Source organism: Rhizobium sullae, from assembly GCF_900169785.1.
GTDB lineage: Bacteria > Pseudomonadota > Alphaproteobacteria > Rhizobiales > Rhizobiaceae > Rhizobium > Rhizobium sullae.
The window spans coordinates 35751-59548 of sequence record NZ_FWER01000006.1 but is presented as its reverse complement, the minus strand read 5'-3'; the positions used below and the strand labels follow the sequence as shown (position 1 = coordinate 59548).

Below are 23798 nucleotides of genomic sequence, written 5' to 3'. Positions count from 1 at the left end.
GTCAGTATCCCGCCTTCTGCCGCTGGCGGCGGAGATGTGGCGGCATCTCCGCATAGACACCCTCGAAGATGTCGCGCACCGAAGGCCTGCCGCCGGCATGTAGCGTGCCGTGGTGCTCTGCCTCTTTCTGCGCCTCGATCACCTCGTCCATGATCTCGGCTTCAGCCTGTGTATGGCGTTCTTCGGACCACACGCCCTTGACGATGAGGTGTTTTTTCAGGCGAAGCACCGGATCGCCGAGCGGCCAGGCCTCGGACTCCGTCTTCGGGCGATAGGCACTCGGATCGTCCGACGTCGAATGGGCGCCGACGCGGTAGGTGACGTATTCGATTAGCGTCGGGCCGAGATTCCGCCTGGCGCGCTCGGCCGCCCAGCAGGCGACGGCATAGACGGCCAGGTAGTCGTTGCCGTCGACGCGCAGCGCCGGGATGCCGAAGCCGAGACCGCGGGCAGCGAAGGTGCCCGAACCGCCGCGGGCGATGCCCTGGAAAGTCGAGATTGCCCACTGATTGTTGACGATATTGAGGATCACCGGTGCCTTGTAGGTCGAGGCAAAGACCAGGGCGGAATGAAAATCGGATTCGGCCGTCGAGCCGTCGCCAATCCAGCCGGCAGCGATCTTTTCGTCGTTCTTGATGGCGGAGGCCATCGCCCAGCCGACCGCCTGTACATATTGTGTGGCGAGGTTGCCGGAGACCGTGAAGAAACCGTGCTCCTTCGAGGAATACATGATCGGTAGCTGGCGGCCGTGCAGCGGATCGCGCTCGTTCGAGAAGATCTGGTTCATCATCTCGACCATCGGGTAATCGTCGGCGATCAAAAGCCCTGCCTGGCGATAGGTCGGAAAGTTCATGTCGCCTGCGCGAAGCGCTTTTCGGAAGGCACAGCTGACGGCTTCCTCGCCAAGATGCTGCATGTAGAAGGAGGTCTTGCCTTGGCGCTGTGCCATCAGCATGCGGGCGTCGAAGGCGCGCAGCTTCATCATGTGACGAAGACCGGCGCGCAACTCCTCGTCGGAGAGCATGCCGGACCATGGACCTACCGCCTCGCCGTCGCGATTGAGGACGCGGATGATCGAATAGGCGAGATCGCGGATGTCTTCGGGTGCAACGTCCACCTCAGGGCGCGGTACCGCGCCTGCCTTGGCGATCTTGACGTTGGAAAAATCAGGCTGGCCGCCTGGACGGACGGCGGGTTCGGGGACATGCAGGCTCAGTTGAGCGAATTCCGTCATATGGTCTCATTCCTCCCTTTGCCGCTTGCTCCTCTCCTCCAGGAACGGGACGGCACATGTTTGTGCTACAGATTGCGCGCAATCACCATGCGCTGCACGTCGCTCGTTCCCTCATAGATCTGGCAGATGCGGACATCGCGATAGATGCGCTCGACGGGATAGTCCGCCATATAGCCGTAGCCGCCGTGAATCTGGATCGCGTCGGAGCAGACACGCTCGGCCATCTCGGAGGCAAACAGTTTCGCCATCGACGCTTCCGAAAGACAGGGCAGGCCGTTTTCGCGCAATGCCGCTGCATGGAAGACAAGCTGGCGCGCCGCCTCGATCTGCGTCGCCATGTCGGCAAGGCGGAAGGCGACGGCCTGGTGTTCGATGATCGGCTTGCCGAAGGCGATCCGCTCGCGGGCATAGTCGCGCGCCGCCTCGAAGGCTGCCCGCGCCATGCCGACCGCCTGCGCGCCAATACCGATCCGCCCGCCTTCGAGATTGGCTAGTGCGATCCGGTATCCTTCGCCTTCCTCGCCCAGCCTGAATTCTGCCGGGATGCGCATGCTGTTGAAGGCGATCTGGCAGGTATCGGTCGAATGCAGACCAAGCTTTTCTTCGACGCGGACGACTTCGTAGCCGGGTGTGTCAGTCGGTACGATGAAGGCGGTTATGCCCTTCTTGCCGGCCTTTGGATCGGTGACGGCAAAGACGATGATGATCTGGCCATTCTTGCCCGAGGTGATGAACTGCTTGGCGCCGTCGAGCACATAATGATCGCCGTCGCGGCGGGCGCGGCTGCGCAGGTTGGAAGCATCCGAGCCTGCCTGCGGTTCGGTGAGCGCGAAGCCGCCGATCCATTCGCCGCTCGCAAGCCTCGGCAAGAAGCGCTGCTTTTGCTCCTCGCTGCCGAATTTTAGGATCGGTACGCAGCCAACCGAACTGTGGACGCTCATGATGGTCGAGCACGGCCCGTCGCCGGCCGCGATCTCCTCAATGGCCGCGGCATAGGCGACGGTGCCGGTGTCGGAGCCGCCATAGGCTTCCGGAACCAGCATTCCGAGCATTCCGAGCTCGCCCATCTCCTTGAGTTCGTCGCGGGGATAGGTGTGCTCGCGGTCGCGGGCAGCCGCGCCCGGCGCTAAGCGCTCGCGGGCAAAATCGCGGGCGAGATCGCGTATTTGCTGCTGCACATCGGAAAGAATCATGTGCTTTCCTCCCCGGTGTCCGTTAGTGCCGCTCAACGGCGAGTGCGGTTGCCTCACCGCCGCCGATGCAGAGGGCGGCCATGCCGCGCTTCAGGCCGTATCGCTCAAGGGCCGCAAGCAGTGTGACGATAATGCGTGCTCCCGATGCGCCGATCGGATGGCCAAGGGCGCAGGCGCCGCCATGCACGTTGACCTTGTCGTGCGGTAGATGGAGATCGCGCATCGCCGCCATGGCAACGACGGCGAAAGCCTCGTTGATTTCGAAAAGATCGACGCTCTCAAGCGACCAGCCGGTGCGATCGGCAAGCTTCTGAAGCGCGCCGACCGGAGCGGTGGCAAAGAGATTGGGTGCCTGCGAATGGGTGGCCTGGCCGGTGATCGTGGCAAGCGGCTGCAATCCGCGGCGTTCGGCTTCCGAGCGGCGCATCAGGACGAGGGCCGCCGCACCGTCGGAAATCGAGCTTGAATTGGCCGCGGTCACGGTCCCGCCTTCGCGGAAGGCAGGCTTCAGGGTAGGGATCTTGTCGAGCTTCGCCTTGCCCGGCTGCTCGTCGCGGTGGACTGCCTGATCGCCTTTGCCTACCTTGACGACCACTGGCGTGATCTCTTCGTCGAAATAGCCGGCCTCGATCGCTTTCTGGGCCCGCGTCAGAGAGGCGATCGCATAGCTGTCCTGAGCGGCGCGCGTGAATTGATAGGCCTCGGCGCAGTCTTCCGCGAAGGTGCCCATCAGACGTCCCTTGTCATAAGCATCCTCCAGCCCGTCGAGGAACATATGGTCGACAACGCGCCCGTGGCCGAGCCGGTAGCCGCCACGTGCCCGATCAAGAACATAGGGCGCATTCGTCATGCTTTCCATGCCGCCGGCGATCGCCACCGAGGCGTTTCCTGCGGCAATCAGATCATGAGCGATCATCGTGGCCTTCATGCCAGAGCCGCACATCTTGTTGACGGTACTGGCGCCGGTCGAAAAGGGAAGGCCGGCTCCGATCGCCGCCTGTCTTGCCGGCGCCTGACCCTGGCCGGCGGTCAGAACGCAGCCGAAGACCACCTCATCGACGGCTTCGGCCTCGATGCGGCTGCGTGCCAGTGCGGCCCGTATTGCGGCGGCTCCAAGTTCGGGCGCCGCAGCGTCCTTAAGTTCGCCCTGAAATCCGCCGATCGGCGTGCGTACCGAGCCGACAATCACGACAGGATCCCGCAATGGCATTTTATTCCTCCTGGGCGACGCTTACTGCGCACCCATCCGCAATGCACCGTCGAGGCGGATGACCTCGCCGTTCAGCATGATGTTCTCACATATATGGCGCACCAGGGCGGCGAATTCAGCAGGACGGCCGAGCCGCGGCGGGAAGGGCACGCTCCTGCCGAGCGATTCGCGAACCTCAGATGGCATGCCGGCCATCATTGGTGTTTCGAAGATGCCGGGAGCGATCGACACGACGCGAATACCGCAGCGGGCAAGCTCGCGGGCGATCGGCAATGTCATGGCGGCCACACCACCCTTGGAGGCGGAATAGGCGGCCTGGCCGATCTGACCGTCGAAGGCGGCGGCAGAAGCGGTGTTGATGATCACGCCGCGTTCACCTTCGCCATCCGGCTCCTGTTGCTGGATGGCGGACGCGGCAAGGCGGATCATGTTGAAGGTGCCGATCAGATTGATGCCGATCGCCTGCGAAAAGCTCTCGAGCCGATGCGGCCCATCGCGCCCGACGACTTTTTCGGCCGGGGCGACACCGGCGCAGTTCACGAGCCCACGCAGGCCGCCGAAGGCGTCGGTCGCCGTCGCGACAACACGCGCGCCGTCTTCCTCGCTCCTCACGTCGGCACGCACGTACGAGACCTCGGCGCCGAGTTCTGCGGCGATCGTCTCACCCGCCTCTTCATTGAGATCGGCAATGACGACGCGCGCGCCGCACGCGACCAGCATCCGCACGGTTGCCGCACCGAGACCGGATCCGCCGCCGGTGACGATGAAGGTTGCTCCAGGAATCAGCATGGATCATCTCCCACAGCCCTACGATGCTCCTCTCATGTAGTGCCCAGCTAGAATAACACGGACTGTATGTCGTCCCACTATTGCAAGCGATGACGAAACTGCTTCATATTTTCGGACAAATTTACCACAGAGAGAGGAAGACGACGATGGCCGAACTCGAAAGGCGCATGATTGCACCGGGATTCGTCGAAGAGGCACTCGAAAGTCTGCGTAGGATGGGGAAACCGACGGCGCCGCTCCTTTCAGCGCTCGGACTGCCGCTGCGTGTCGACCAGCCGATATCGGCCGAGCGTTACGGGGCATTGTGGCTTGCGATTGCTGCCGAGCTCGATGATGAATTCTTTGGAATGGGCGGAAGGCCGATGCGTAGCGGAAGCTTTACGCTGCTCTGCCACTGCGTGCTGCATGCGCCGACCCTTGGCCAGGCGTTGCGCCGGGCGCTGCGCTTCCTCAATGTCGTCCTTGAGGATCCGCGGGGCGAACTCGTCGTACGCGACGGCTTGGCGCAGATCACGCTTCAGGATGCCGGCGACGCTCGCTCGGCATTCGCCTACCGTACGTACTGGATCATCATGCATGGAATTACCTGCTGGCTGGTGGGGCGCCGTATCCCGATTCGGCTCGTCGATTTCCGGTGCGCCGAGCCGAAGCAGGGAGCCGACTACCGGCTCTTCTTCGGTGCCCCTGTCCGGTTTTCTCAACCCGTCAGCCGGCTCGGCATCGACAGCGCCATGCTGCAACTGCCGGTTTCACGGACCGTACATGCGCTGAAACAGTTCCTGCGTGGCGCACCTGCAAATATCCTCGTGCGCTATCGCTACGATGCCGGGCTCGCCTCGAGCGTTCGCCTCAGGCTGGGGAAGCTGCCGCCGCCGGCCTGGCCGAGTTTCGTGGAGCTTGCAGCGGAGATGCGCATGCCGCCTTCCACCCTGCGCCACCGGCTGAGTGACGAAGGACAGAGTTATGCCGGCATCAAGGATGACATCCGCCGCGACATGGCCATCGACCTTTTGCTCAACACGCCGAAGACGATCGGCGATGTCGCCGCGCAGCTCGGCTATTCCGAGCCCAGCGCCTTCTTCCGGGCGTTCCGCAAATGGATGTCCAAGAGCCCGGACGCCTTTCGCCGGGAGAGCGGGCAGGCGGTACCGACCACGTAGCCGCCGGCGCGGGATCGTCGCTATCAGCCAATCAAGATCGCCCTGAAATCGTTGACATTGGTGCCGGTGGGGCCAGTCTCAAAGAGATCGCCGATAGCCCGGAAGGCCGAATAGCTGTCGTTGCCGTCAAGCAGGCGACGGGGATCGAGGCCGCTTTCGCGCAGGCGCCTGACGGTTGTACCATCGGCAAAGGCGCCGGCATTATCCTGCGAGCCATCGATACCGTCGGTGTCGGCTGCCAGGAGATGGATGCCGTGGCCGTCGATCGCGAGTGCCGCGGCAAGCGCGAATTCTCCGTTGCGCCCGCCTTTGCCGCCTTTGGCACGCAGCGTAACCGTCGTCTCGCCGCCGGAAAGGATGACCACCGGCTTTTCGAACGGCCGGTTGCGGCCAAGCACCTCGCGGGCGATCGCCGCATGGACCAGCGCGACATCGCGGGATTCGCCCTCGATCGAATCCGACAGGATCACGGGGCTGATTCCATTGGACTTCGCCAGTTGAGCTGCCGCCTCGAGCGACACGCCGGCAGAGGCAATGATGTGGTGCGTGTGCGTGGCAAAGACCGGATCATCCGGGTCGGGGGCATCAGCGTTCGGCGAGGCGAGATGGGCAAGGGCTGCCTGGGGTAACTTCAGGCCGTACTGCCGGACGATCTCGATCGCGTCATACCGTGTCGAGCCATCGGCAACGGTAGGACCCGAGGCGACATGGGCGGGATTGTCGCCGGGGATATCCGAGACGATCAGACTGACGACGCGTGCCTTCGTTGCCGCCGCGAGCCGCCCGCCCTTGATCGTGGAAAGATGTTTGCGCACGACGTTCATCGCCGAGATCGGCGCGCCGGAGGCGAGCAGCATTTCGTTGAGCGCGATCTCATTATCGAGCGTCAGGCCTTCTGGCGGTGCCGGCAGAAGCGCCGAGCCGCCGCCGCAGATCAGTGCGATGACCAGGTCGTTCCGCGTCAGGTCCTTCACTGCCTCGGTCAGCCGCCTCGATGCAGCAAGTCCGGCGGCATCCGGCACTGGATGGGCCGCTTCGATGATGTCGATCTTCTGCGTTTCGCAGCCATAGCCGTAGCGCGTCACGACCACGCCATCGAGCGGCCCGTCCCAGACGCTTTCAAGCGCGCGCGCCATCTGCGCTGCGCCTTTGCCGGCGCCGATCACCACTGTGCGGCCTCTCGGCCTTGTGGGCAGGTGCGCCTTGATGCCTGTCAGGGGGTCGGCGGCACGAACGGCGGCGTGAAACAGCGACGTCAAAAAGCTGCGGGGGGATGAAACAATCACACGACAATCTTTCGAATCTCAAGCGCCGGGCAGCTTTCGCGCGTCGGCATCTCCTCAAGCTGCAGCTTCCAAGAGATTGGCAGCTTAGGCAAGGTGGTTTGACCAATTTTGTATCGCATGATCGCCAAAGCGGGCATCGCTGGACCACGGGGCGTTTCGTCTGGTCGCAGCCTTGGTATTCGCGAGGATGAACTCCGGATATTACCAGCTGCCGGCGGCCGTATTCGCTCCGACGTCATTGGACGGATCATCGTTGCGGATAAGGCCTTCCGAGCCGCCTTGAAGGTTATTGTTACGGATCACATTGCGCTGCGCGAAATCAAGGCTGCTGACGCTGCTCCCGTAGGGATGTGCCGGGTCTTTAAAGCAATAGCTGCTGTTGCCGTTGCGCGAGTTCAGCCAGACTGCGGGCTTTGCGCCGAACGATGGCCCGTAGCGGAATGTGTTTCCTGTGATTTGATTGAACTGCGGCTTCTGGTGGCGGATGACGCCACCTTCTCCGCAGTTCCGGTACACGAATATGCCGCCGTTTTCGGGGTGTTCGAATGTATTGCCGGTGATCTTATTGCTGGCCGAGCCGTCTATGGCAATCAGTTCCCGCTTTTCGGTGACGATACTGAAAACGTTGTTGCTGATCGTGTTGTTGGCGGACTCTGCATCAAGGTAGACCGCGACAGACGTCGATTTGCCGCCAACCCTCGAGTTGACGAGAGCAGCACCCGTCACGCCAGGCCCGATATAGAGAGGAATGCCGCCGGGAGCATTGAAAGCCACATTCTCCAACCGCACGTTTTTTGGGGCGGATGCCTGAGCGAATGCCGTGTGACTGGCCGACAGCGATGATGCTTTCATGACCTCGCCGTTGGCGTTCTCGCCGAGACCATAAACGCGGACAAATCCGTTTATCTTGCAGTTGCGGATGGTGACGCCGGTCGGCGCGTCCCATGGCCCAGAGGTGGTCTTCTTCGAACGAACGATGATCGCCGTCTTTTGCTGCCGCGATCCTCCGGAGCTGACATCGATCGTTCCTCCTCCGCAATCCAGCAGCGATCCGGACGCAGCACGTCCTTCGAACACAAGGGGGTGATTGACGATATCCGCCGCCGACAGCTGTACGCTGCAATTAATCGTGACGGGGTTTGCACCTGGGGTTTTCAGCCTGGTGTGAACGTCGGCGCCGCAGGCCGGTGCCTGGTTTGTATTCTGCGCAGGCGGTGTCGTCGGAATTGTCGGTTCGGTTGATGGATCGATGGGCTGGCCGGTATCGACTTGGTGGTTGGTCGGATAGCGGGTCGGTTCACGAAACGCGGCGTCCGCGACCATGGCAAGATCGCTTTGGCAGCCTCCCAGAATAAGCCCGATCAGCATCAGGCTTGAGGACTTTGTGGGGCGCATGCTCGTCTCCGGTCGTGGTTCCGCCCCACTCAGATAGAGGCTTATGCTTAACGGAACATAAATAGTGTGCTTGGCCTCTTCCCAGAGATGGTCGTGATGGAGTTCGAGCTTCGCAAGAAGGAGACCATTGGCGGACTTTCGGAAAATCTCCGTCTTGTATCGTCCGCATCCAGGACACGACCAGTCCTGACGGGCTTCGAGGGATGGGCCGTCTCGAGGTCGATGCTTTGAAAGTGGAGCGAAATACTACGATGAGCTGTTGATGCGGCTCGAAATTGGTCACAGGCAGACAGAACCCAGTGGAGAGGCGAGTGGCTCGCTATCGCCAAAACTGCTTGGCGTCGAGAATGTCGTCCACCGAATCCTGCGCCTTGCCGATAAGAACATCTTTGTCGGCGTGAGATAGGACGCTTTCGCGAGCTGGATGGTCGGCCAGAGAGTACTTCTTGAGGACATCCGGCCCCGTCGCAAGGTCGTTGAGCGCGCCCAAATCATCCTGGAGATCCGCCATGGCGGCGATGAACTTCTTGTACCGCCGTGCCCCACGCTTGCTGTCAAACAGAGAACCGAAGAATTCCGCCGCGTAGCGAAGCTTCTTTGCGTCCTTTCGAACCTCATGACGATGCTCGTCGTCGACGGAGGCCAGCGCTCTGCCGTGCTTCTTCAGCTTCTTTCTCAATCTGTCGAGTGCCTCGACGGCAAACTCCGACGCCGAGGGATCCTGATCAGCCACGTCCTTCCTCTCGAGGTATTCGCCGCACTGAAGCCAGTCATTGAAATCGAGCGCGAGTGCCCGAGCGCGCGACGAGTTCAGCGCCCCGATCGCATCGTCGTAGGCGTCTCTGCGAGCGTCTGTCAGCTTGCTCACGAGATCGGCGTCCGTAGCCTTCGCGAGCAGGACGTCGATGTTGCGGGCTTCGCCTAGTACGCCGGCCAGCCATCGCATCTCGGCGTTCAGTCGCCCTGGCTCCTCGCCCGACAGGATCGGCTTGAACAGCGAAAACGCCGAACGCAAACGCCGGAGCGCCACGCGAGCCTGGTGCAGGGCTTCCGGATTGCGTCGATGCAAGAGGACGTCCTCATTGAGGCGGAACTGCCGGAAGCAGGACGAGGCGATCGTCTGGAAGGCTGCCACGGCCGGCATGTTGCGGTCGAGATCGAGACCCTCCGCCTTGAAGACGGACCTCTGCTGATCAACGAGTGCGAATCCCTTTTCCGACTTGGAGCGGACACCGAACCGGGACGGGACGATTCCGTCGACCTTACGCGCGAGGATGAACAAGTCTTTTCGGTCGCCATCTTTCAGTTCGAGTTCGACTTCACGGATGGCCGATTGTCTGTCGCCGGACACGGCCTCGCCCTGATCGACCACGACCTCGATTAGCGACCCGTTCTCCTTCACGTTCCAGACGCGTCTTTCCACATCGACGTCGAATACCGGCTCTACGGCGAGGTCGCTCCCGAACTCGCTCAACAGCGGGCTCGAATGGTCGAGAACGGGCTCCTCCCCGTCGATGGGAGTTTCCCATTCCGACCGCGCAAAGAGGGACTCGCTGGGTCCGGTGGCTTTCACCGTCTGCATGCGGGTGGCCCCGCTTCGCCGGATGCGGAGTGAGAAGCCTTCCTGGAAGAGCCTGCGCTCGACGGTGTCGAAGTAGGTCGACGACTGCTCCAGAATCTTCTCCGGTTCGCCGAGAAGGTCGGAACCAAGAAGAGACTCCAAGGCTTCGGTTGACAGTTCAAGCTTGATTTCGATTTCGGACGACAAGGTGGACTCCGACTGTTAAGGGGGCGGTCGTCAACGTTGAGGCTGTTGTCACAGACTGATGTTACACCGATTTATCAACGGTTCCTATGTTTCGAGCAGCATGATGAAGGCGATGCTTGAGGAAGAACACCGAACTGCTGCAGGTGCCAGTCCCCTCGCGCGACGTCCGACAGGCAGGTGCGATCTGTTGTCGTCGAAACAAGAACGGCGACCTCAGGATCCTATTGGTCGGAAGCCGCCGGAACGGACGGTGGGGCGTTCCCAAGGGACACCTCGATCCTGGCGAAACAACCGCGGCAGCAGCGCTACGCGAAGCGTTCGAGGAAGCCGGCGTCGAAGGCTCGGTCGATCCGGATGTCTTCGGTTCGTTCTCGTACCGGAAGGACAGCACCCCGCATCGATACAGTGTTTCCGTCCATCTGCTCGAGGTCTCCCGCATGACGACGGAGTTCCCTGAAAAGGCAATGCGGAAGCAGAAGTGGTTCCCGCTCAAGATTGCCATTCGAGACGTCGCCCAGCCGGGGCTGCGGACGCTCCTTCAACGCCTGCGATAGACACCAAAAGCCAGTCAGGGAGAGGCGAGGGAGGCTGAGACGCGCTCCCGCTCTGTGACCACACGTCATCTTGCTACAAACGTGCCAAACTTGTAGCAACGCCCGGCCGGGTTGCCGGCTCTGGACCTTTAGGAGCGCACCAAAGCATCATGGACGCCGAACATCTTGTCGCGACGTATGGAAGCCTCGCGCCCGGCGAGGTCAATCACGGACAGCTCGACGGCCTTCGCGGCACATGGCGAAAAGGCACTGTCCGTGGGCGACTTCTCGAGGCCGGATGGGGAGCGGGGATCGGCTTTCCCGGTCTCGTGCTCGATGACGAAGCCTTCGAAGTCCCTGTTTCAGTATTCGAATCCCCGGACTTTCCGGAACACTGGAAGCGTCTCGACGAGTTCGGGGGCGACAGCTATCAGCGTGTCATCGCCACGGTCACGGTTGGAGGCCAGCACGTTAAAGCATTCGTCTACGCATTGGCGAAGATGACCTAACTAGGCGTTCATTCGGTCGAACGGACATCGTCCTCTCCTGCATTCAGCACCGTGGCCAATGTTCCGCAGCCCGATCTCGAGTTGATCTAACAAGCGGCTGGGCCGGTGTTGAGTCTCGCTGTCCACTTCGCTACGCTGCGACTTCCCTAATCGCTTGTGCAAAGACGGGCAACGAGCGCTCGACCATCACATCGTTCGCGGTGAGGCTGATCCGCAGGCGGCCGGGCAACTGCGCGACGCTCCCCGGCAGAACCCAGACGCCGTCGGCCGCAAGGCGCGCCGCGAAGGCGATGTCGTCCGGAATAGGAGACCGCGGAATCAGATAGAAGGTGCCTTCGGGCACCGGTAGATCGTAGCCTGCTGCCCTAAGGCCTTCGACCATACCATCGCGCCGCCGCTCGAGGGCGGTAACATCGATGCAGAGCTTCTCAAGATCGGGCAGGGCCCGCTGCAGGGTTCGACCGGCGAAGGCCCAGCCATGCGATACCTGAGCTATGTCGACCGCCTCGCGCAGCCTCATGCGATCGGCCTCTGGCATGTCCGCCCCGAGGGCGAGCCAGCCGAGGCGCTCGCCGGGTGCAAGCAGAGTCTTGCCGTAGGAGTAGGCGATCAGCGTGTGCGGATAGCTTTCGGCCGGGCTGATATGGGCGTTAGCGCCAAACACTAGCCGCGCATAGGGCTCATCGGCAAGCAAGTAGATCACCTTGCCGTGTCGTTCGGATGCCGCGGCAAGCATATTGGCGAGCGCATCGAGTTGAGCGCGCGGGAATATTCGACCTGTTGGGTTGTGTGGGGTATTCACGACGACGACGCGCGTGCGCGGCGTGATCGAGGCCGCGATCTTCTCAATATCGAGATCGAAATTGACGGGCGACAGGTCCACGGCAACGGGCGTGCCGGCGGCCCCGCGAATCTGAGCGCCATAGGCGAACCAGCCGGGCCGCGGATAGATGACCTCGTCGCCCACCTCGAGCACGGCGAGCAGCGCCGCCGCTATCGCGCCGAACCCTCCGGCGGTGATGGCGATGTCGGCCGGTTCGTAGGAGCGGCCGCGCGTTTCGCTCAGCTTGCGAGCGACCGTCTCGCGCGCCACAGCATCGTATTTCTGGTAGCCGAACCAGTGAACGTCTTGCGGTTCGGCGTGGCGGACCAGCGCATCGACGAGGCCGCGCAACGGTGGCTCCTGCGGATTTCCGAACATGAAATCGCAAGCATCCGGACCGAGGCCATCTCCTTCGAGCACACGTTGCCCGAAGTCCATGACCGCGCGCATTTCCTCGGTTACTGCGAGCATCCGGCTGGACACGGCGGCGATCGGCATGGCGCACCCCCCTGCGGGCGGCGCCTGCCCCTCGGTCAAATACCGCCACCCGATCCCGACATTATCATCTGTCTGCCTCCCAGTCGCGGGAAAGTTCTCGCTGCTTTCCCGACGCCAGGGCGCGGATCCTGAAGATGGCCTTGATGGCCTGGTCGGGTTAACCCCGGCCTTTTTTCATTTTGGGCCTTTTCCGGGTGCCGCCTCGGTATAGCCGCTTCCCAATCACGTCGGATGCGCCTGAAGGGCTGCCAACGCGGACGATTCCGCCTTCTTCTTCAGCTTGCGGAAAACTGGGGTTTTCTCGGCAGGGTTCTCCTCATCGTCTGGATCGATCGCCGAGCCGCGAAGCTCACCGCCGTTCTCGGGAAAAAAGGGAGGAGAATTCGGATGCAAAGTCGTAGAGGTCCAGACGAATTAACCTCTCACCTAGCCAACGGCGGCAGCGTCGACGGTGAGGAGTTGAGGTGGGTTGCGCAGCATTTGGCGCAACTCAGATTGGCCAAGGTCCTTGATTATAGGGCCGACACTGGCCTGTCGCTCAAGGAACTAGGGCGCGTCTATTTGGGAGCGCGCATCGTCCAGGGAAGCATTATTGCCAGCCATCTGGCGTTGCCGGCGGTGATTGAGGCCGGCGAGGCACTCCGGAACGCGCAGCTGCCGGAAGACCTGGACGCTTTTGCCGAAGTCGGCGCAGCTCAAGTCGAGGCGTTCTTGTCCGGCGCCGAGGGCGGCCAGGCGCGGCGCGGAACTCGCTCAGGCAGCGACGCGCAGCCCAGGCCCGCCATCCTCGACCACACCGATGATCCGCGCTGCGGGATAGCCTGCCGCAACGATCTTTCCGAGCAATTCTTCCGCTTGAGCCATGCTGCATGAAACAAGCAGACCCCCGGAGGTCTGGGGGTCGGTGAGTATATGGCGCTGCCATATTGGGAGGTTGTCGGGCAGCGAAACGTTCATACCGTAGCTTGCCCAGTTCCGCTGCGATGCGCCGGTCACGAAACCCTGCTCGGCGAGCTCGGCGGCGCCGGCAAGAAGAGCCATGTCCCTGACCCTAAGCGATATCCGCTTGTTCGATCCCTGAGCCATCTCAAGGGCGTGACCAAGAATGCCAAAGCCGGTGACGTCTGTCATGGCGTGGACGTCGGCATCCAGGGCGAGTTCTGCTCCGACGCTATTGAGGAGCGTTGTTGACGCGATGAGTTCGCCATAGGCGTCCGGTGGCAGGGCGCCTTTCTTGAAGGCTGCCGAATAGATACCCACGCCGAGTGCCTTCGTCAGGATCAGCGCATCGCCAGCTCTTGCGTCACTATTGCGGCGCAGGCCGGAAACCGGGCAAGTGCCGACGACCGCTAGGCCGTAAATCGGCTCCGGCGAATCAATCGAATGACCACCTGCGACGGGAATGCCGGCCTCTGCACAGATGGCGCTGCCGCCATTCAATATCTCCCGCACCGTTTCGGTGGGCATTTTGTCGATCGGCATGCCGAGAATGGCGAGTGCCATCAGCGGCCTGCCGCCCATGGCATAGACGTCGGAGATCGCGTTGGTGGCGGCAATGCGGCCGAAATCGAAGGGGTTATCGACCATCGGCATGAAGAAATCGGTGGTCGCGATCAGGCAGGTTTCATCGTCAAGCTGCCAGACGGCGGCATCGTCGCCTGTTTCCGTTCCCACGAGCAACCGGGCGAAGGGCGCGGCCGCGGCTTGGCCCGCAAGCAATTGCTGTAGAACAGACGGCGCCAGCTTGCAGCCGCAGCCGCCGCCATGAGCGAGCGCCGTCAGGCGGAAGGGCGATGTTGCAGCCGGATTATCCATGATGGCCTCCCATAAAGGTCGCAATCGGATACTGCCGAATCCGCCACAGCGGTTCGCAGTTCTGTATTGTCGAAAAATTCCAATGTTACGGAAAACGGGTGGGGGCACGATCCCGGGGCTCCGCCATTTCCGGCGGGTCCTGATGCGGCAGCGCAATGCGCAAAGCCCCGAAACTCGGGAGCGGCAAGCAAACCCATTCAATTATTATCATCGCTTTAAAGCTGGACGTCAATTTTTGTCATGGTGGCGACGCGCTGCATATCCATCAACTTCGAAGCGTTTCGACGGTTGGATGAAGATATTCCCGACTGATCGCACAGCTTTCCGGATTCCAGCCAGTTACATTCACAATTTTGAGCTTCTTATTGATTTGACAATAAAATGTGCTGACCTAGTTTCTAAAAATCGAGCTACGTCTCGAATTGCAGAGAGTGTCTCCAATTCTCCGGCTTGCCGTATTGGCGAAGCCGGCTTCAGGGGAGGTATCAAGCCATGAACATGGAGCTCTCACGGCGCCAGTTTCTAGCGGCGGCCGGCGCAGGTGTTGCGGTTACGGCGCTCGGGGCTTTTGGCTTCGGCGACGTCGAAGCGGTCCATGCCGAAGCGATCCGCGCTTTCAAGCTCGTGAACACCACCGAAACACGGAACACCTGTCCGTATTGCTCTGTGGCATGTGGCATCATCATGTATTCGAAGGGTGACCTGAAAAAAGGCGAGAAGGCCGAGATCATCCATATCGAGGGCGATACCGACCATCCCACAAATCGCGGCACGCTCTGTCCGAAGGGCGCAGCCTTGCTGGATTTCGTCAAGGCCGAGACGCGGCTGAAATATCCGATGATCCGCAAGCCCGGGTCGGACAAGTTCGAGCGCATTTCCTGGGATGATGCGCTTAACCGCGTCGCCCGGCTGATGAAGGACGACCGCGACGCCAATTTCGTCGAACGGAACGCCGCCGGCCTTGCGGTGAACCGGTGGACGACGACGGGCTTCCTTGCCGCATCTGCGACAACGAACGAGACGGCGTGGGAGACCTACAAGGTCGTGCGCAGCGCTGGAATGCTGGTCTTCGACAATCAGGCGCGTGTCTGACACGGCCCTACGGTAGCCAGTTTGGCTCCAACATTTGGCCGCGGCGCAATGACCAACTCCTGGACCGACATCAAGAACACCGATCTTGTTGTCATCATGGGCGGTAACGCCGCCGAAGCACACCCTTGCGGTTTCAAGTGGGTTACGGAGGCGAAAGCCAATCGCGGCGCAAGGCTGATCGTCGTGGATCCGCGGTTTACACGTTCGGCTTCGGTCGCCGACGTTTACGCACCGATCCGCCAAGGCACGGATATCGCTTTCCTGCTCGGCGTCATCAATTACTGCATCGGCAATGACAAGGTGCAGTGGGACTATGTCAAGGCCTTCACGAATGCGGCTTACATCGTCAAGGACGACTTCGCCTACAAAGACGGGCTCTTCACTGGCTATGACGAGGCCAAGCGCGGCTACGACATGTCGAGCTGGGACTACGTGATCGGTGAGGACGGCTATGCCGTGATTGACGATACGCTGAAAAATCCGCGCTGCGTGTGGAGCCTCCTGAAGGAGCATGTCGCCATCTATACGCCAGAGATGGTGGACCGCATCTGCGGCACGCCGAAGGACAAGTTCCTGAAGGTGGCCGAGATGATTGCGGAATGCTCGTCACCGACCAAGGTGATGACCTCGATGTATGCGCTCGGTTGGACGCAGCATTCCAAGGGCTCGCAGAACATCCGCGCCATGGCGATGCTGCAGCTGATCCTCGGCAATATCGGGATGCGTGGCGGCGGCATGAATGCGCTGCGCGGTCACTCCAACATCCAGGGCCTCACCGACGTGGGACTGATGTCGAACCTGTTGCCTGGCTATCTGACGCTGCCGAACGAGAAGGAAGCGGATTTCGACAGCTACATGTCGACACGCGGCTTCAAGCCGCTCCGCCCGAATCAGATGAGCTATTGGCAGAACTACAGGAAATTCTTCGTGAGCTTCCTGAAGGCGATGTGGGGTTCGGCGGCGACGCCGGAAAACAAGTTCGCCTATGACTGGCTGCCGAAGCTCGACGTGCCGGGCTATGACGTCCTGCGCGCTTTCGAACTCATGAACCAGGGCAAGATGACCGGCTACATTTGCCAAGGGTTCAATCCGCTTCTGGCCGTTCCAAACCGCGCGAAGGCGACCGCTTCACTGTCGAAGCTCAAATTTCTCGTCACCATGGATCCGCTGGATACCGAAACCTCACGGTTCTGGGAGAACCACGGCGACTTCAACGACGTCGATTCTTCGCAAATTCAGACGGAGGTCATCCAGCTGCCGTCCACATGCTTTGCCGAAGACGAGGGGTCGCTGACGAATTCCAGCCGTTGGCTTCAATGGCATTGGCCGGGCGGCACCCCTCCCGGCGAAGCCAAGACCGACAACTGGATCATGGCGCAGATCCATGTGCGTCTGAAGGAGCTCTATCGCAAGGAAGGCGGAACCTTCCCCGATCCGATCGTCAATCTCGATTGGGCGTACGCCGATTCAGGCGAGCCGACGGCGGAGGAACTTGCCAAGGAGATCAACGGACGGGCGCTTGCCACCGTTTTCGACACGGCTGATCCTACCAAGGTAGTGGCCGAGGCAGGCAAGCTGGTGCCGAGCTTCGCGGCCCTTCGCGACGACGGCTCGACCTCCTCGGCGTGCTGGATCTATTCCGGTTGCTTCAACGAGAACGGCAACAACATGGCCCGGCGTGACACGTCGGATCCGGACGAGACCGGCGCCTATCTGAAATGGACTTTCTCGTGGCCTGTCAACCGTCGTATCCTCTATAACCGCGCATCGGCAGACCTTTCCGGCAAGCCATGGGATCCAAGCCGCAAGCTGATCGAATGGGACGGCGCAAAATGGTCGGGCTATGACGTGCCGGATATCGCGCCGACGGCCAAGCCTGCCGATGTCGGGCCGTTCATTATGAATCCGGAAGGCGTCTCTCGCCTTTTCACAAGGGCGATGATGCGCGACGGGCCGTTCCCGGCTCACTACGAGCCATTCGAATCGCCGGTTGCCAATCTTGTTGCCCCCGCAGTGCGCGGCAATCCGGCCGCACGGGTATTCGAGGACGATTTCAAGCAATTTGCCGAACCGGCCTCTAAGGAGTTTCCCTACGCGGCGACGTCCTACCGCCTCACCGAACACTTCCACTACTGGACGAAGCATGTCTGGGTGAATGCCGTGCTGCAGCCGGAATTCTTCGTCGAGATTTCGGAGGAACTCGCATCGGAAAAAGGCATCGCCAAAGGCGGTTGGGTGCGTGTTTGGTCCAAACGCGGCTCCATCAGGGCCAAGGCGGTTGTTACCAAGCGGATCAAGCCGCTGATGTGCGACGGCAAGGCCGTCCATGTCGTGGGCATCCCACTGCATTGGGGGTTTACCGGAGCTGCCAAGAAGGGTTTCGGCCCGAATTCGCTGACGCCTTTCGTCGGCGACGCAAACATAGAGACGCCCGAATACAAGGCGTTCCTGGTTAACATAGAGCCCATCGCCGGGCCGGTGGCATAGGAGACGGTAGCCATGTTCCCTCCTGTTCCAAATCCGACCGTCAAGCCTGAAAGCCCAAGATTCGGCGAACGGGATCTCATCCGCCGTTCGGCCTCACGCGTGACCCCGCCGGCAGAGCGCCAGACCGAGGTGGCGAAGCTTATCGACGTCTCCAAATGCATCGGCTGCAAGGCCTGCCAGTCGGCCTGCATCGAGTGGAACGACACGCACCCCGCCATCGAGGAGAATGTGGGCATTTACGAGAACCCGCATGATCTGACGCCGGACATGTTCACGTTGATGCGCTTCACCGAGTGGGAAAACCCGGAAACGAACAACCTCGAATGGCTGATCCGCAAGGACGGCTGCATGCATTGCGAAGATCCCGGCTGCCTCAAGGCCTGTCCGGCGCCGGGTGCAATCGTGCAATATTCGAACGGCATCGTCGATTTCGTGCACGAGAACTGCATTGGTTGCGGCTACTGCATCAAAGGATGCCCGTTCGATATTCCGCGTATTTCTGCGGTCGACCACACGGCTTACAAATGCACGCTCTGCTCCGACCGTATCGCTGTCGGCCAGGGACCTGCCTGCGCCAAGGCCTGTCCGACGCAGGCAATCGTCTTCGGTACGAAAGATGAAATGAAGCAGCACGCCGAAGGGCGGATCACCGATCTGAAGTCCCGTGGATTTGCAAATGCCGGCCTTTATGATCCACCGGGCGTCGGCGGCACACACGTCATGTACGTGCTCCACCACGCCGACAAGCCAGAGATTTACGCCGATCTGCCGAGCAATCCGCGGATCAGCCCGGTCATCGAGGCCTGGAAGGGTGTTACGAAATATGCCGGGCTCGCGGTCATGGGTGTGGCGGCTGTCACCGGCCTCTTTCACTATCTTGTCAACGGACCCAATCGGGTTTCCGAGGAGGACGAAGAGGCGGCGCAGAGATTGACGGGAGACGGTTCCTCATGAGCGCGGACGCCAAAAAAGATGATGCAGCAAAAGGCGAGGGTGTTCACCCAGGCAAGCCGGTGACAGTTGATCGCTATACTGGAGGAGCCAGGATCAATCACTGGATCACGGCGACAAGTCTCGTGCTTCTGGGGCTTTCCGGGCTGGCCCTGTTCCATCCAAGCCTCTTTTTCCTGACTGCGCTCTTTGGCGGCGGCCCTTTGACCCGCATCATTCATCCGTGGATCGGCGTTCTGCTCTTCTTCAGCTTTCTCGGCCTTTTCCTGCGTTTCTGGAAGGCAAACCTCTGGAGGAGGGAGGACAGCGACTGGCTCGCACACGGCCGCGACGTCCTGGCTGGTCACGAGGAGCGTGCGCCCGAGGTCGGCAAATACAATGCTGGTCAGAAGGTCGTGTTCTGGTCGATGTCGATCTTGATCACTATCCTGATCGCAACAGGCTTGATCATCTGGGATCAGTATTTTTCGGCCTATACCACGATCGAGCAGAAGCGATGGGCGGTGTTGTCGCATTCAATCGCAGCCGTCGTCATCATCAATGTCTGGATCATTCATGTCTATTCAGCCTTCTGGGTACGCGGTACGATACGGGCAATGACGCGCGGCTCGGTGACAGGCGGCTGGGCGTGGCGGCATCATCGTAAATGGCTGCGTGAACTGGTCACCAGGTCATCAGGGAGAAAATCGGGAGGAACGCCCGCCGAATAAACCGGGCGTCAGGGTCTGCATCACGTGGCCCGTGCGGTTCGTGAGGGAGTGTCATGAAAGGCAAAAGCGCGGTCTTGCCGGATCCAACGGCAATTGGGGATGTATCATCGCCACCGTTTGCACGTCTTCCGGATTGCACCTTGCTCTTTTCGGCCAGGTCGAAACGTCTGCGTCAACTCGCTGAAACCAGCAGCCTTTCGCCTTACCTTATTTTCCTCGCACAGCTCTCCGAAGCTCAACACGATATCCAGGCGGCTCTGCCACTTCCGGAACGTCCGGATCCCGACAGAATCAAGCGTGCCCGGGAGTTTGAAATGCCGCCGCTCGACCGAGAGATAGACGGCGGCGGAACGATCAGCGACATCTTCGATCGCCTCTTCGCAGCCGCCGACACTATCGAAAAGCCGGCTGCGGCTGCCGAAGCGCTTGCGCGCGTCGCCAAGGCCGACGTCAGAAACCGCTTGGCAATGGTGCAGAACGTGTTTTCCAGTGTCTTGCCTGCGGATGCGATTGCCGAGCACGTGTTCGTCTGGGCAGCGCTTCAGGTGCAGTTCGCTCGGCTTGCCTCTGTTCTCGACGCAGCAATGCTGGTGCCGGTGGCTGATGGTCTTTGCCCTGCATGTGGCAGCAGGCCGGTATCGTCCATGGTCGTCGGCTGGCCGGGCTCGCATGGCGCACGCTTCTGCTCATGTTCGCTTTGCGGCACTTTCTGGCACTATGTCCGGGTCAAATGCACACTTTGCGGCTCCACCAAAGGCATCGGCTATCAGGAGATAGAAGGGCAGGGCGGCGTCGTCAAAGCCGAAACCTGTGACGAATGCCACGGCTGGTCGAAGATATTCTATCAGGATAGGGAGCCGGGGGTCGATGCGGTCGCCGACGATGTGGCAAGTCTGAGCCTCGACCTTCTGATGCGCGAAGGTCCGTATCGCCGGGGTGGATTTGCACCGCTCCTGGCCGGCTTTTGAGGTGGGAGAGATGGACGCCAGCGCCAACCTGCGGGATATTTCATCCGTCGACCAGATCTTGAAGACAGCTCCCGCCGCCGCCGCGATCGAATGTTTCGGGCGGATCGCGGCGACGGAGGCAATCCGCGCCATCCTTTCTGAAACGAGGGACAAGGTGCGCCAGGGGCAGGAAGTCCCATCACGCGAGGAGATCGCGGCTCTTGCGTTTTCTAGACTTGACGCGAATGATCGCCCGATGCTTCGCTCCGTCTTCAACCTGACGGGCACGGTACTCCATACCAATCTCGGCAGGGCCATCCTTGCGGAAGCCGCGATCGATGCAGCGGCAGCGGCCATGCGCGAGGCTGTCGCGCTCGAATTCGATCTTAAGAATGGCAAGCGCGGCGAACGGGATGATCATCTGCGTGCGCTGATCTGCGAATTGACGGGCGCTGAAGATGCAACCGTCGTCAACAACAATGCTGCGGCCGTCCTTCTGGTGCTGAACAGCTTGGCCGCCGGCCGGGAAGCCATCGTCTCCCGGGGCGAACTCATCGAAATCGGCGGGGCCTTCCGCATGCCGGACATCATGGAACGCTCGGGCGTCCGTCTCGTCGAGGTCGGCACCACGAACCGCACCCATGCCCGGGACTACAGGGATGCCGTCGGTCCTGGCACAGGCGTGATACTGAAGGTCCACACGTCGAACTATCGAATAGAAGGTTTTACCAAGGAAGTCGGCGCACGCGAACTTTCAGGCATCGCCCGCGACAAGGGCGTGCCGCTGATCAACGATCTCGGTTCCGGCACCCTTATCGATCTGATCCGTTTCGGGCTTGCACACGAACCCACCGTCCGCGAGGCGATCGGCGAGGGTGCCGATGTCGTCACCTTTTCCGGCGACAAACTTCTCGGCGGGCCACAGGCCGGGTTCATTGTCGGGCGCCGGACACTTATCGAGACGATTAACAGGAACCCGATGAAGCGCGCGCTACGGGTCGATAAGATCAGGTTGGCCGCTCTCGAAGCGACGTTGAAGCTTTACCGCGATCCGGAGCGCCTGGGCGAGCGCCTCCCGGTGATGCGGCTGCTTTCCCGTTCTCAGCCCGGAATCATCGCGCAGGCGGAGCGGCTGGCGCCTGTCATGCAACACGTGCTGAATAACGCCTTCCGCGTCTCGGTCATCCGTTGCGAAAGCCAGATCGGCTCCGGCGCGCTGCCGCTTACGACCGTGCAGAGCGCGGGGCTGGCCTTGACGCCGGTTGAAGGCAGCGGGCGGATGCTCGCCGGACTGGCGGCGGCATTGCGGCGTCTTCCTATCCCGGTCATCGGCCGCATCGAACGAGGTTCGCTGCTGTTGGACCTGCGCTGCCTCGAAGATGAAGAGAGCTTCGCTGCTGGCATTCGCCGCATCGCCCTGCCGGTTGAAGAAGGTTTCGAGAGCGAAGCCTTTTCTGCCGGTGCCGAAAAGGGGAATGGATCATGATCGTCGGCACGGCGGGGCATATCGATCACGGCAAGACATCTCTCGTCCGGGCGCTGACCGGCATCGACACTGACCGGCTGAAAGAGGAAAAGACCCGCGGCATCTCGATCGATCTGGGTTTTGCCTATATGCCCGTGGACGGCGCGGAGACACTCGGTTTCGTCGATGTGCCGGGACACGAGAAATTCGTCCACACGATGCTTGCCGGCGCCTGCGGTATCGACTTCGTCCTCCTGGTCGTCGCAGCCGATGACGGCATCATGCCGCAGACGCGCGAACATCTCGCCATTATCGATCTTCTTGGCATCGAGCATGGCGTTGTCGCCCTCACCAAGGCCGATCTCGTGCAGGAAGACCGCCTCGTCGAGGTCGAAGCCGCTGTGCGCAACGAGCTTGCCCGCTCGCCGCTCGGCGCTGTTCCCGCCATCGCCGTCTCGACGGTTTCAGGCAGAGGTATTGAACCTCTGCGGGATGAAATCGCCGATGCAGCCCGGAAATTCATGCGGCGGCGGGCGACAGGGCGCTTTCGTCTGGCCGTCGATCGTTCCTTCACAATTCAGGGGGCAGGCACGGTCGTTACCGGGACAGTCCTTTCAGGCATGGTATCGATCGAGGATCATGTCACGGTCAGCCCTTCCGGCCTTGCCGCCCGGGTACGCTCGATCCATACCCAGAACAGACCAAGCAAAAATGGTTGCGCGGGGGATCGTTGCGCCCTCAACCTCGTTGGCCAAGGCATCACGAAAACGGCCATCAATCGCGGTGACATGGTGTGCGAGCCAAGCCTGCATGCCCCGGCGAGCCGTATCGACGCAACGTTGCGTGTGCTTCGTTCAGAGGTGAAGCCCATCGGTCACTGGTTCCCCGTCAGGCTTCATCACACATCGGCAGAGGTCGGTGCCCGTATCGTCCTACTTGCCGGAGAATCGGTAATGCCGGGAACAGATACCCTTGTGCAGCTTGTGCTGGACAGTCCGATCGCGGCTGCGGTCGGCGACCGCTACGTCATCCGCGACACTTCGGCCCAGCGCACGGTTGGCGGCGGCCGATTCCTGGATTTACGCGCACCGGCGCGCAAGCGCCGGACGCCGGAGCGGACCGCTCAGCTCAAAGCTCTGACCTCGGTTGCGCCCGAACGGGCATTCGAGGCCCTGCTCGCGGTGCCTCCGTTTTATGTCGACGTTGCCGCCTTCGCCCGCGACAGGGCAGTTGCCGAGGCAGATGCCGGCGCCCTGGTCGCTTCGATGGGAACGGTGCAATTGCCTGTGGATGACACGACCTTCGCCATATCGCCAGATCGCTGGGAGAAATTTCGCGCCAACCTTCTGAGCCGGCTTGAAACGTTCCATGCGGAGAACCAGGATCTGCCGGGCATGGGCATCGAGCTGTTGCGGGCAGGACTCGACCTGCGCTTGCCGATCCCCGCGTTTCGCGCCGCTCTGCAGAACCTCATCGGTGGGGGAGGGATCGTGCTGGACGGAGCGTGGGTCCGGCTTGCCGGACATCAAGCAACGATGACATTGGCCGACGAGCGGCTCTGGGGAGGGATCGAGCCGCTATTGGGCGGGGCCGAACGGTTTCGTCCGCCGCGGGTTCGCGAGATTGCCGCATTCCTGACGATCCCCGAGCCGCAGACGCGCCGGTTGTTGAAACTCGGCGGCCGCATGGGCAAGGTGCATGAAGTGGCACACGATCACTTCTTCCTGCGTGAGACGGTTGCGGAAATGGTGGCGATCATCGCGGAGATCAGCTCCGGCGCCGATAAGGGCTGGTTCACCGCGATGCAGTTTCGCGACCGTGTCGAAAATGGCCGCAAGGTCGCGATCCAGATTCTCGATTTTTTCGATCGCCATCGGGTCACGCTGCGTCGCGGCGATCTCCGTCGCGTCGATCCCATCCGTCTGGACCTCTT

18 protein-coding genes and 1 pseudogene are annotated in these 23798 nt (G+C 61.3%); 10 read left to right on the top strand and 9 right to left on the bottom strand.

Annotated elements, in window-relative coordinates; translation table 11 throughout:
- Position 1: 1 nt before the first annotated feature.
- The 4 genes from BN1800_RS07470 to BN1800_RS07455 form a co-directional block, all read right to left on the bottom strand.
- Complete coding sequence (locus tag BN1800_RS07470) at positions 2-1234, bottom strand: 3-methyl-2-oxobutanoate dehydrogenase (2-methylpropanoyl-transferring) subunit alpha (protein WP_086996110.1); 1233 nt, start codon at positions 1232-1234, stop codon at positions 2-4.
- Between the two features lie 65 nt (positions 1235-1299).
- Positions 1300-2427 (bottom strand): acyl-CoA dehydrogenase family protein, encoded by a 1128-nt coding sequence (locus tag BN1800_RS07465; protein WP_086996107.1) that lies wholly within the window; start codon positions 2425-2427, stop codon positions 1300-1302.
- A 22-nt stretch (positions 2428-2449) separates the two neighbouring features.
- Positions 2450-3637: an acetyl-CoA C-acyltransferase gene (locus BN1800_RS07460; protein ID WP_086996104.1), complete on the bottom strand. Its 1188-nt coding sequence runs from the start codon at positions 3635-3637 to the stop codon at positions 2450-2452.
- Between the two features lie 21 nt (positions 3638-3658).
- On the bottom strand, positions 3659-4426 hold the full coding sequence (locus tag BN1800_RS07455; RefSeq protein WP_027511606.1) for a 3-hydroxyacyl-CoA dehydrogenase: 768 nt from the start codon (positions 4424-4426) through the stop codon (positions 3659-3661).
- 89 nt (positions 4427-4515) lie between these two features.
- Here BN1800_RS07455 and BN1800_RS07450 point away from each other — a divergent pair, with 89 nt between their 5' ends.
- Complete coding sequence (locus BN1800_RS07450; protein ID WP_037142754.1) at positions 4516-5586, top strand: AraC family transcriptional regulator; 1071 nt, start codon at positions 4516-4518, stop codon at positions 5584-5586.
- A 23-nt stretch (positions 5587-5609) separates the two neighbouring features.
- Here the strand turns inward: BN1800_RS07450 and BN1800_RS07445 are convergent, their stop codons facing one another.
- From BN1800_RS07445 to BN1800_RS07435, 3 genes are all read right to left on the bottom strand, one after another.
- The gene (locus tag BN1800_RS07445; RefSeq protein WP_027511604.1) at positions 5610-6872 is read right to left on the bottom strand and encodes a glycerate kinase type-2 family protein; all 1263 of its coding nucleotides are present in this window, start codon (positions 6870-6872) and stop codon (positions 5610-5612) included.
- Between the two features lie 201 nt (positions 6873-7073).
- Positions 7074-8267, bottom strand: coding sequence for a NosD domain-containing protein (locus BN1800_RS07440; protein ID WP_086996101.1), 1194 nt, complete (start codon positions 8265-8267; stop codon positions 7074-7076).
- A 319-nt stretch (positions 8268-8586) separates the two neighbouring features.
- The gene (locus BN1800_RS07435; protein ID WP_086996098.1) at positions 8587-10035 is read right to left on the bottom strand and encodes a CYTH and CHAD domain-containing protein; all 1449 of its coding nucleotides are present in this window, start codon (positions 10033-10035) and stop codon (positions 8587-8589) included.
- 116 nt (positions 10036-10151) lie between these two features.
- Here BN1800_RS07435 and BN1800_RS07430 point away from each other — a divergent pair, with 116 nt between their 5' ends.
- The gene (locus BN1800_RS07430; RefSeq protein WP_086996095.1) at positions 10152-10589 is read left to right on the top strand and encodes an NUDIX hydrolase; all 438 of its coding nucleotides are present in this window, start codon (positions 10152-10154) and stop codon (positions 10587-10589) included.
- A 149-nt stretch (positions 10590-10738) separates the two neighbouring features.
- Positions 10739-11077: a gamma-glutamylcyclotransferase family protein gene (locus BN1800_RS07425; protein WP_086996093.1), complete on the top strand. Its 339-nt coding sequence runs from the start codon at positions 10739-10741 to the stop codon at positions 11075-11077.
- Positions 11078-11207: 130 nt separating this feature from the next.
- Here BN1800_RS07425 and BN1800_RS07420 read toward each other — a convergent pair whose 3' ends face one another.
- The gene (locus tag BN1800_RS07420) at positions 11208-12398 is read right to left on the bottom strand and encodes an aminotransferase class I/II-fold pyridoxal phosphate-dependent enzyme (protein WP_086996090.1); all 1191 of its coding nucleotides are present in this window, start codon (positions 12396-12398) and stop codon (positions 11208-11210) included.
- 231 nt (positions 12399-12629) lie between these two features.
- Here BN1800_RS07420 and BN1800_RS40190 point away from each other — a divergent pair, with 231 nt between their 5' ends.
- Positions 12630-13271 (top strand): hypothetical protein, encoded by a 642-nt coding sequence (locus BN1800_RS40190; RefSeq protein WP_143533903.1) that lies wholly within the window; start codon positions 12630-12632, stop codon positions 13269-13271.
- Here the strand turns inward: BN1800_RS40190 and selD are convergent.
- Complete coding sequence (selD, locus tag BN1800_RS07415) at positions 13152-14213, bottom strand: selenide, water dikinase SelD (RefSeq protein WP_086996087.1); 1062 nt, start codon at positions 14211-14213, stop codon at positions 13152-13154. The two genes, BN1800_RS40190 and selD, sit on opposite strands and share 120 nt — an antisense overlap.
- Before the next feature lie 492 nt (positions 14214-14705).
- On the opposite strand from selD, the gene fdnG reads away from it, so the two are divergent.
- From fdnG to selB, 6 genes and pseudogenes are all read left to right on the top strand, one after another.
- A complete protein-coding gene (gene fdnG / locus BN1800_RS07410; protein WP_086996084.1) occupies positions 14706-17792 on the top strand; it encodes a formate dehydrogenase-N subunit alpha in 3087 nt (1028 codons plus the stop codon).
- A gap of 12 nt (positions 17793-17804) precedes the next feature.
- Positions 17805-18746 (top strand): formate dehydrogenase subunit beta, encoded by a 942-nt coding sequence (fdxH, locus tag BN1800_RS07405; RefSeq protein WP_086996081.1) that lies wholly within the window; start codon positions 17805-17807, stop codon positions 18744-18746.
- Positions 18743-19453 carry a formate dehydrogenase subunit gamma gene (locus BN1800_RS07400; protein WP_086996079.1) on the top strand — a complete coding sequence of 237 codons (711 nt, stop codon included), beginning with the start codon at positions 18743-18745 and terminating at the stop codon, positions 19451-19453. The genes fdxH and BN1800_RS07400 overlap by 4 nt, the downstream gene beginning before the upstream one ends.
- 53 nt (positions 19454-19506) lie before the next feature.
- Positions 19507-20421, top strand: coding sequence for a formate dehydrogenase accessory protein FdhE (fdhE, locus tag BN1800_RS07395; RefSeq protein ID WP_086996076.1), 915 nt, complete (start codon positions 19507-19509; stop codon positions 20419-20421).
- A 10-nt stretch (positions 20422-20431) separates the two neighbouring features.
- Positions 20432-21886, top strand: a complete 1455-nt coding sequence (selA, locus tag BN1800_RS07390) for an L-seryl-tRNA(Sec) selenium transferase (RefSeq protein WP_086996073.1) — start codon at positions 20432-20434, stop codon at positions 21884-21886.
- Positions 21883-23712, top strand: a pseudogene (selB, locus tag BN1800_RS07385) (selenocysteine-specific translation elongation factor); the annotation flags it as partial. The gene selA and the pseudogene selB, both read left to right, overlap by 4 nt.
- Between the last annotated feature and the right edge of the window lie 86 nt (positions 23713-23798).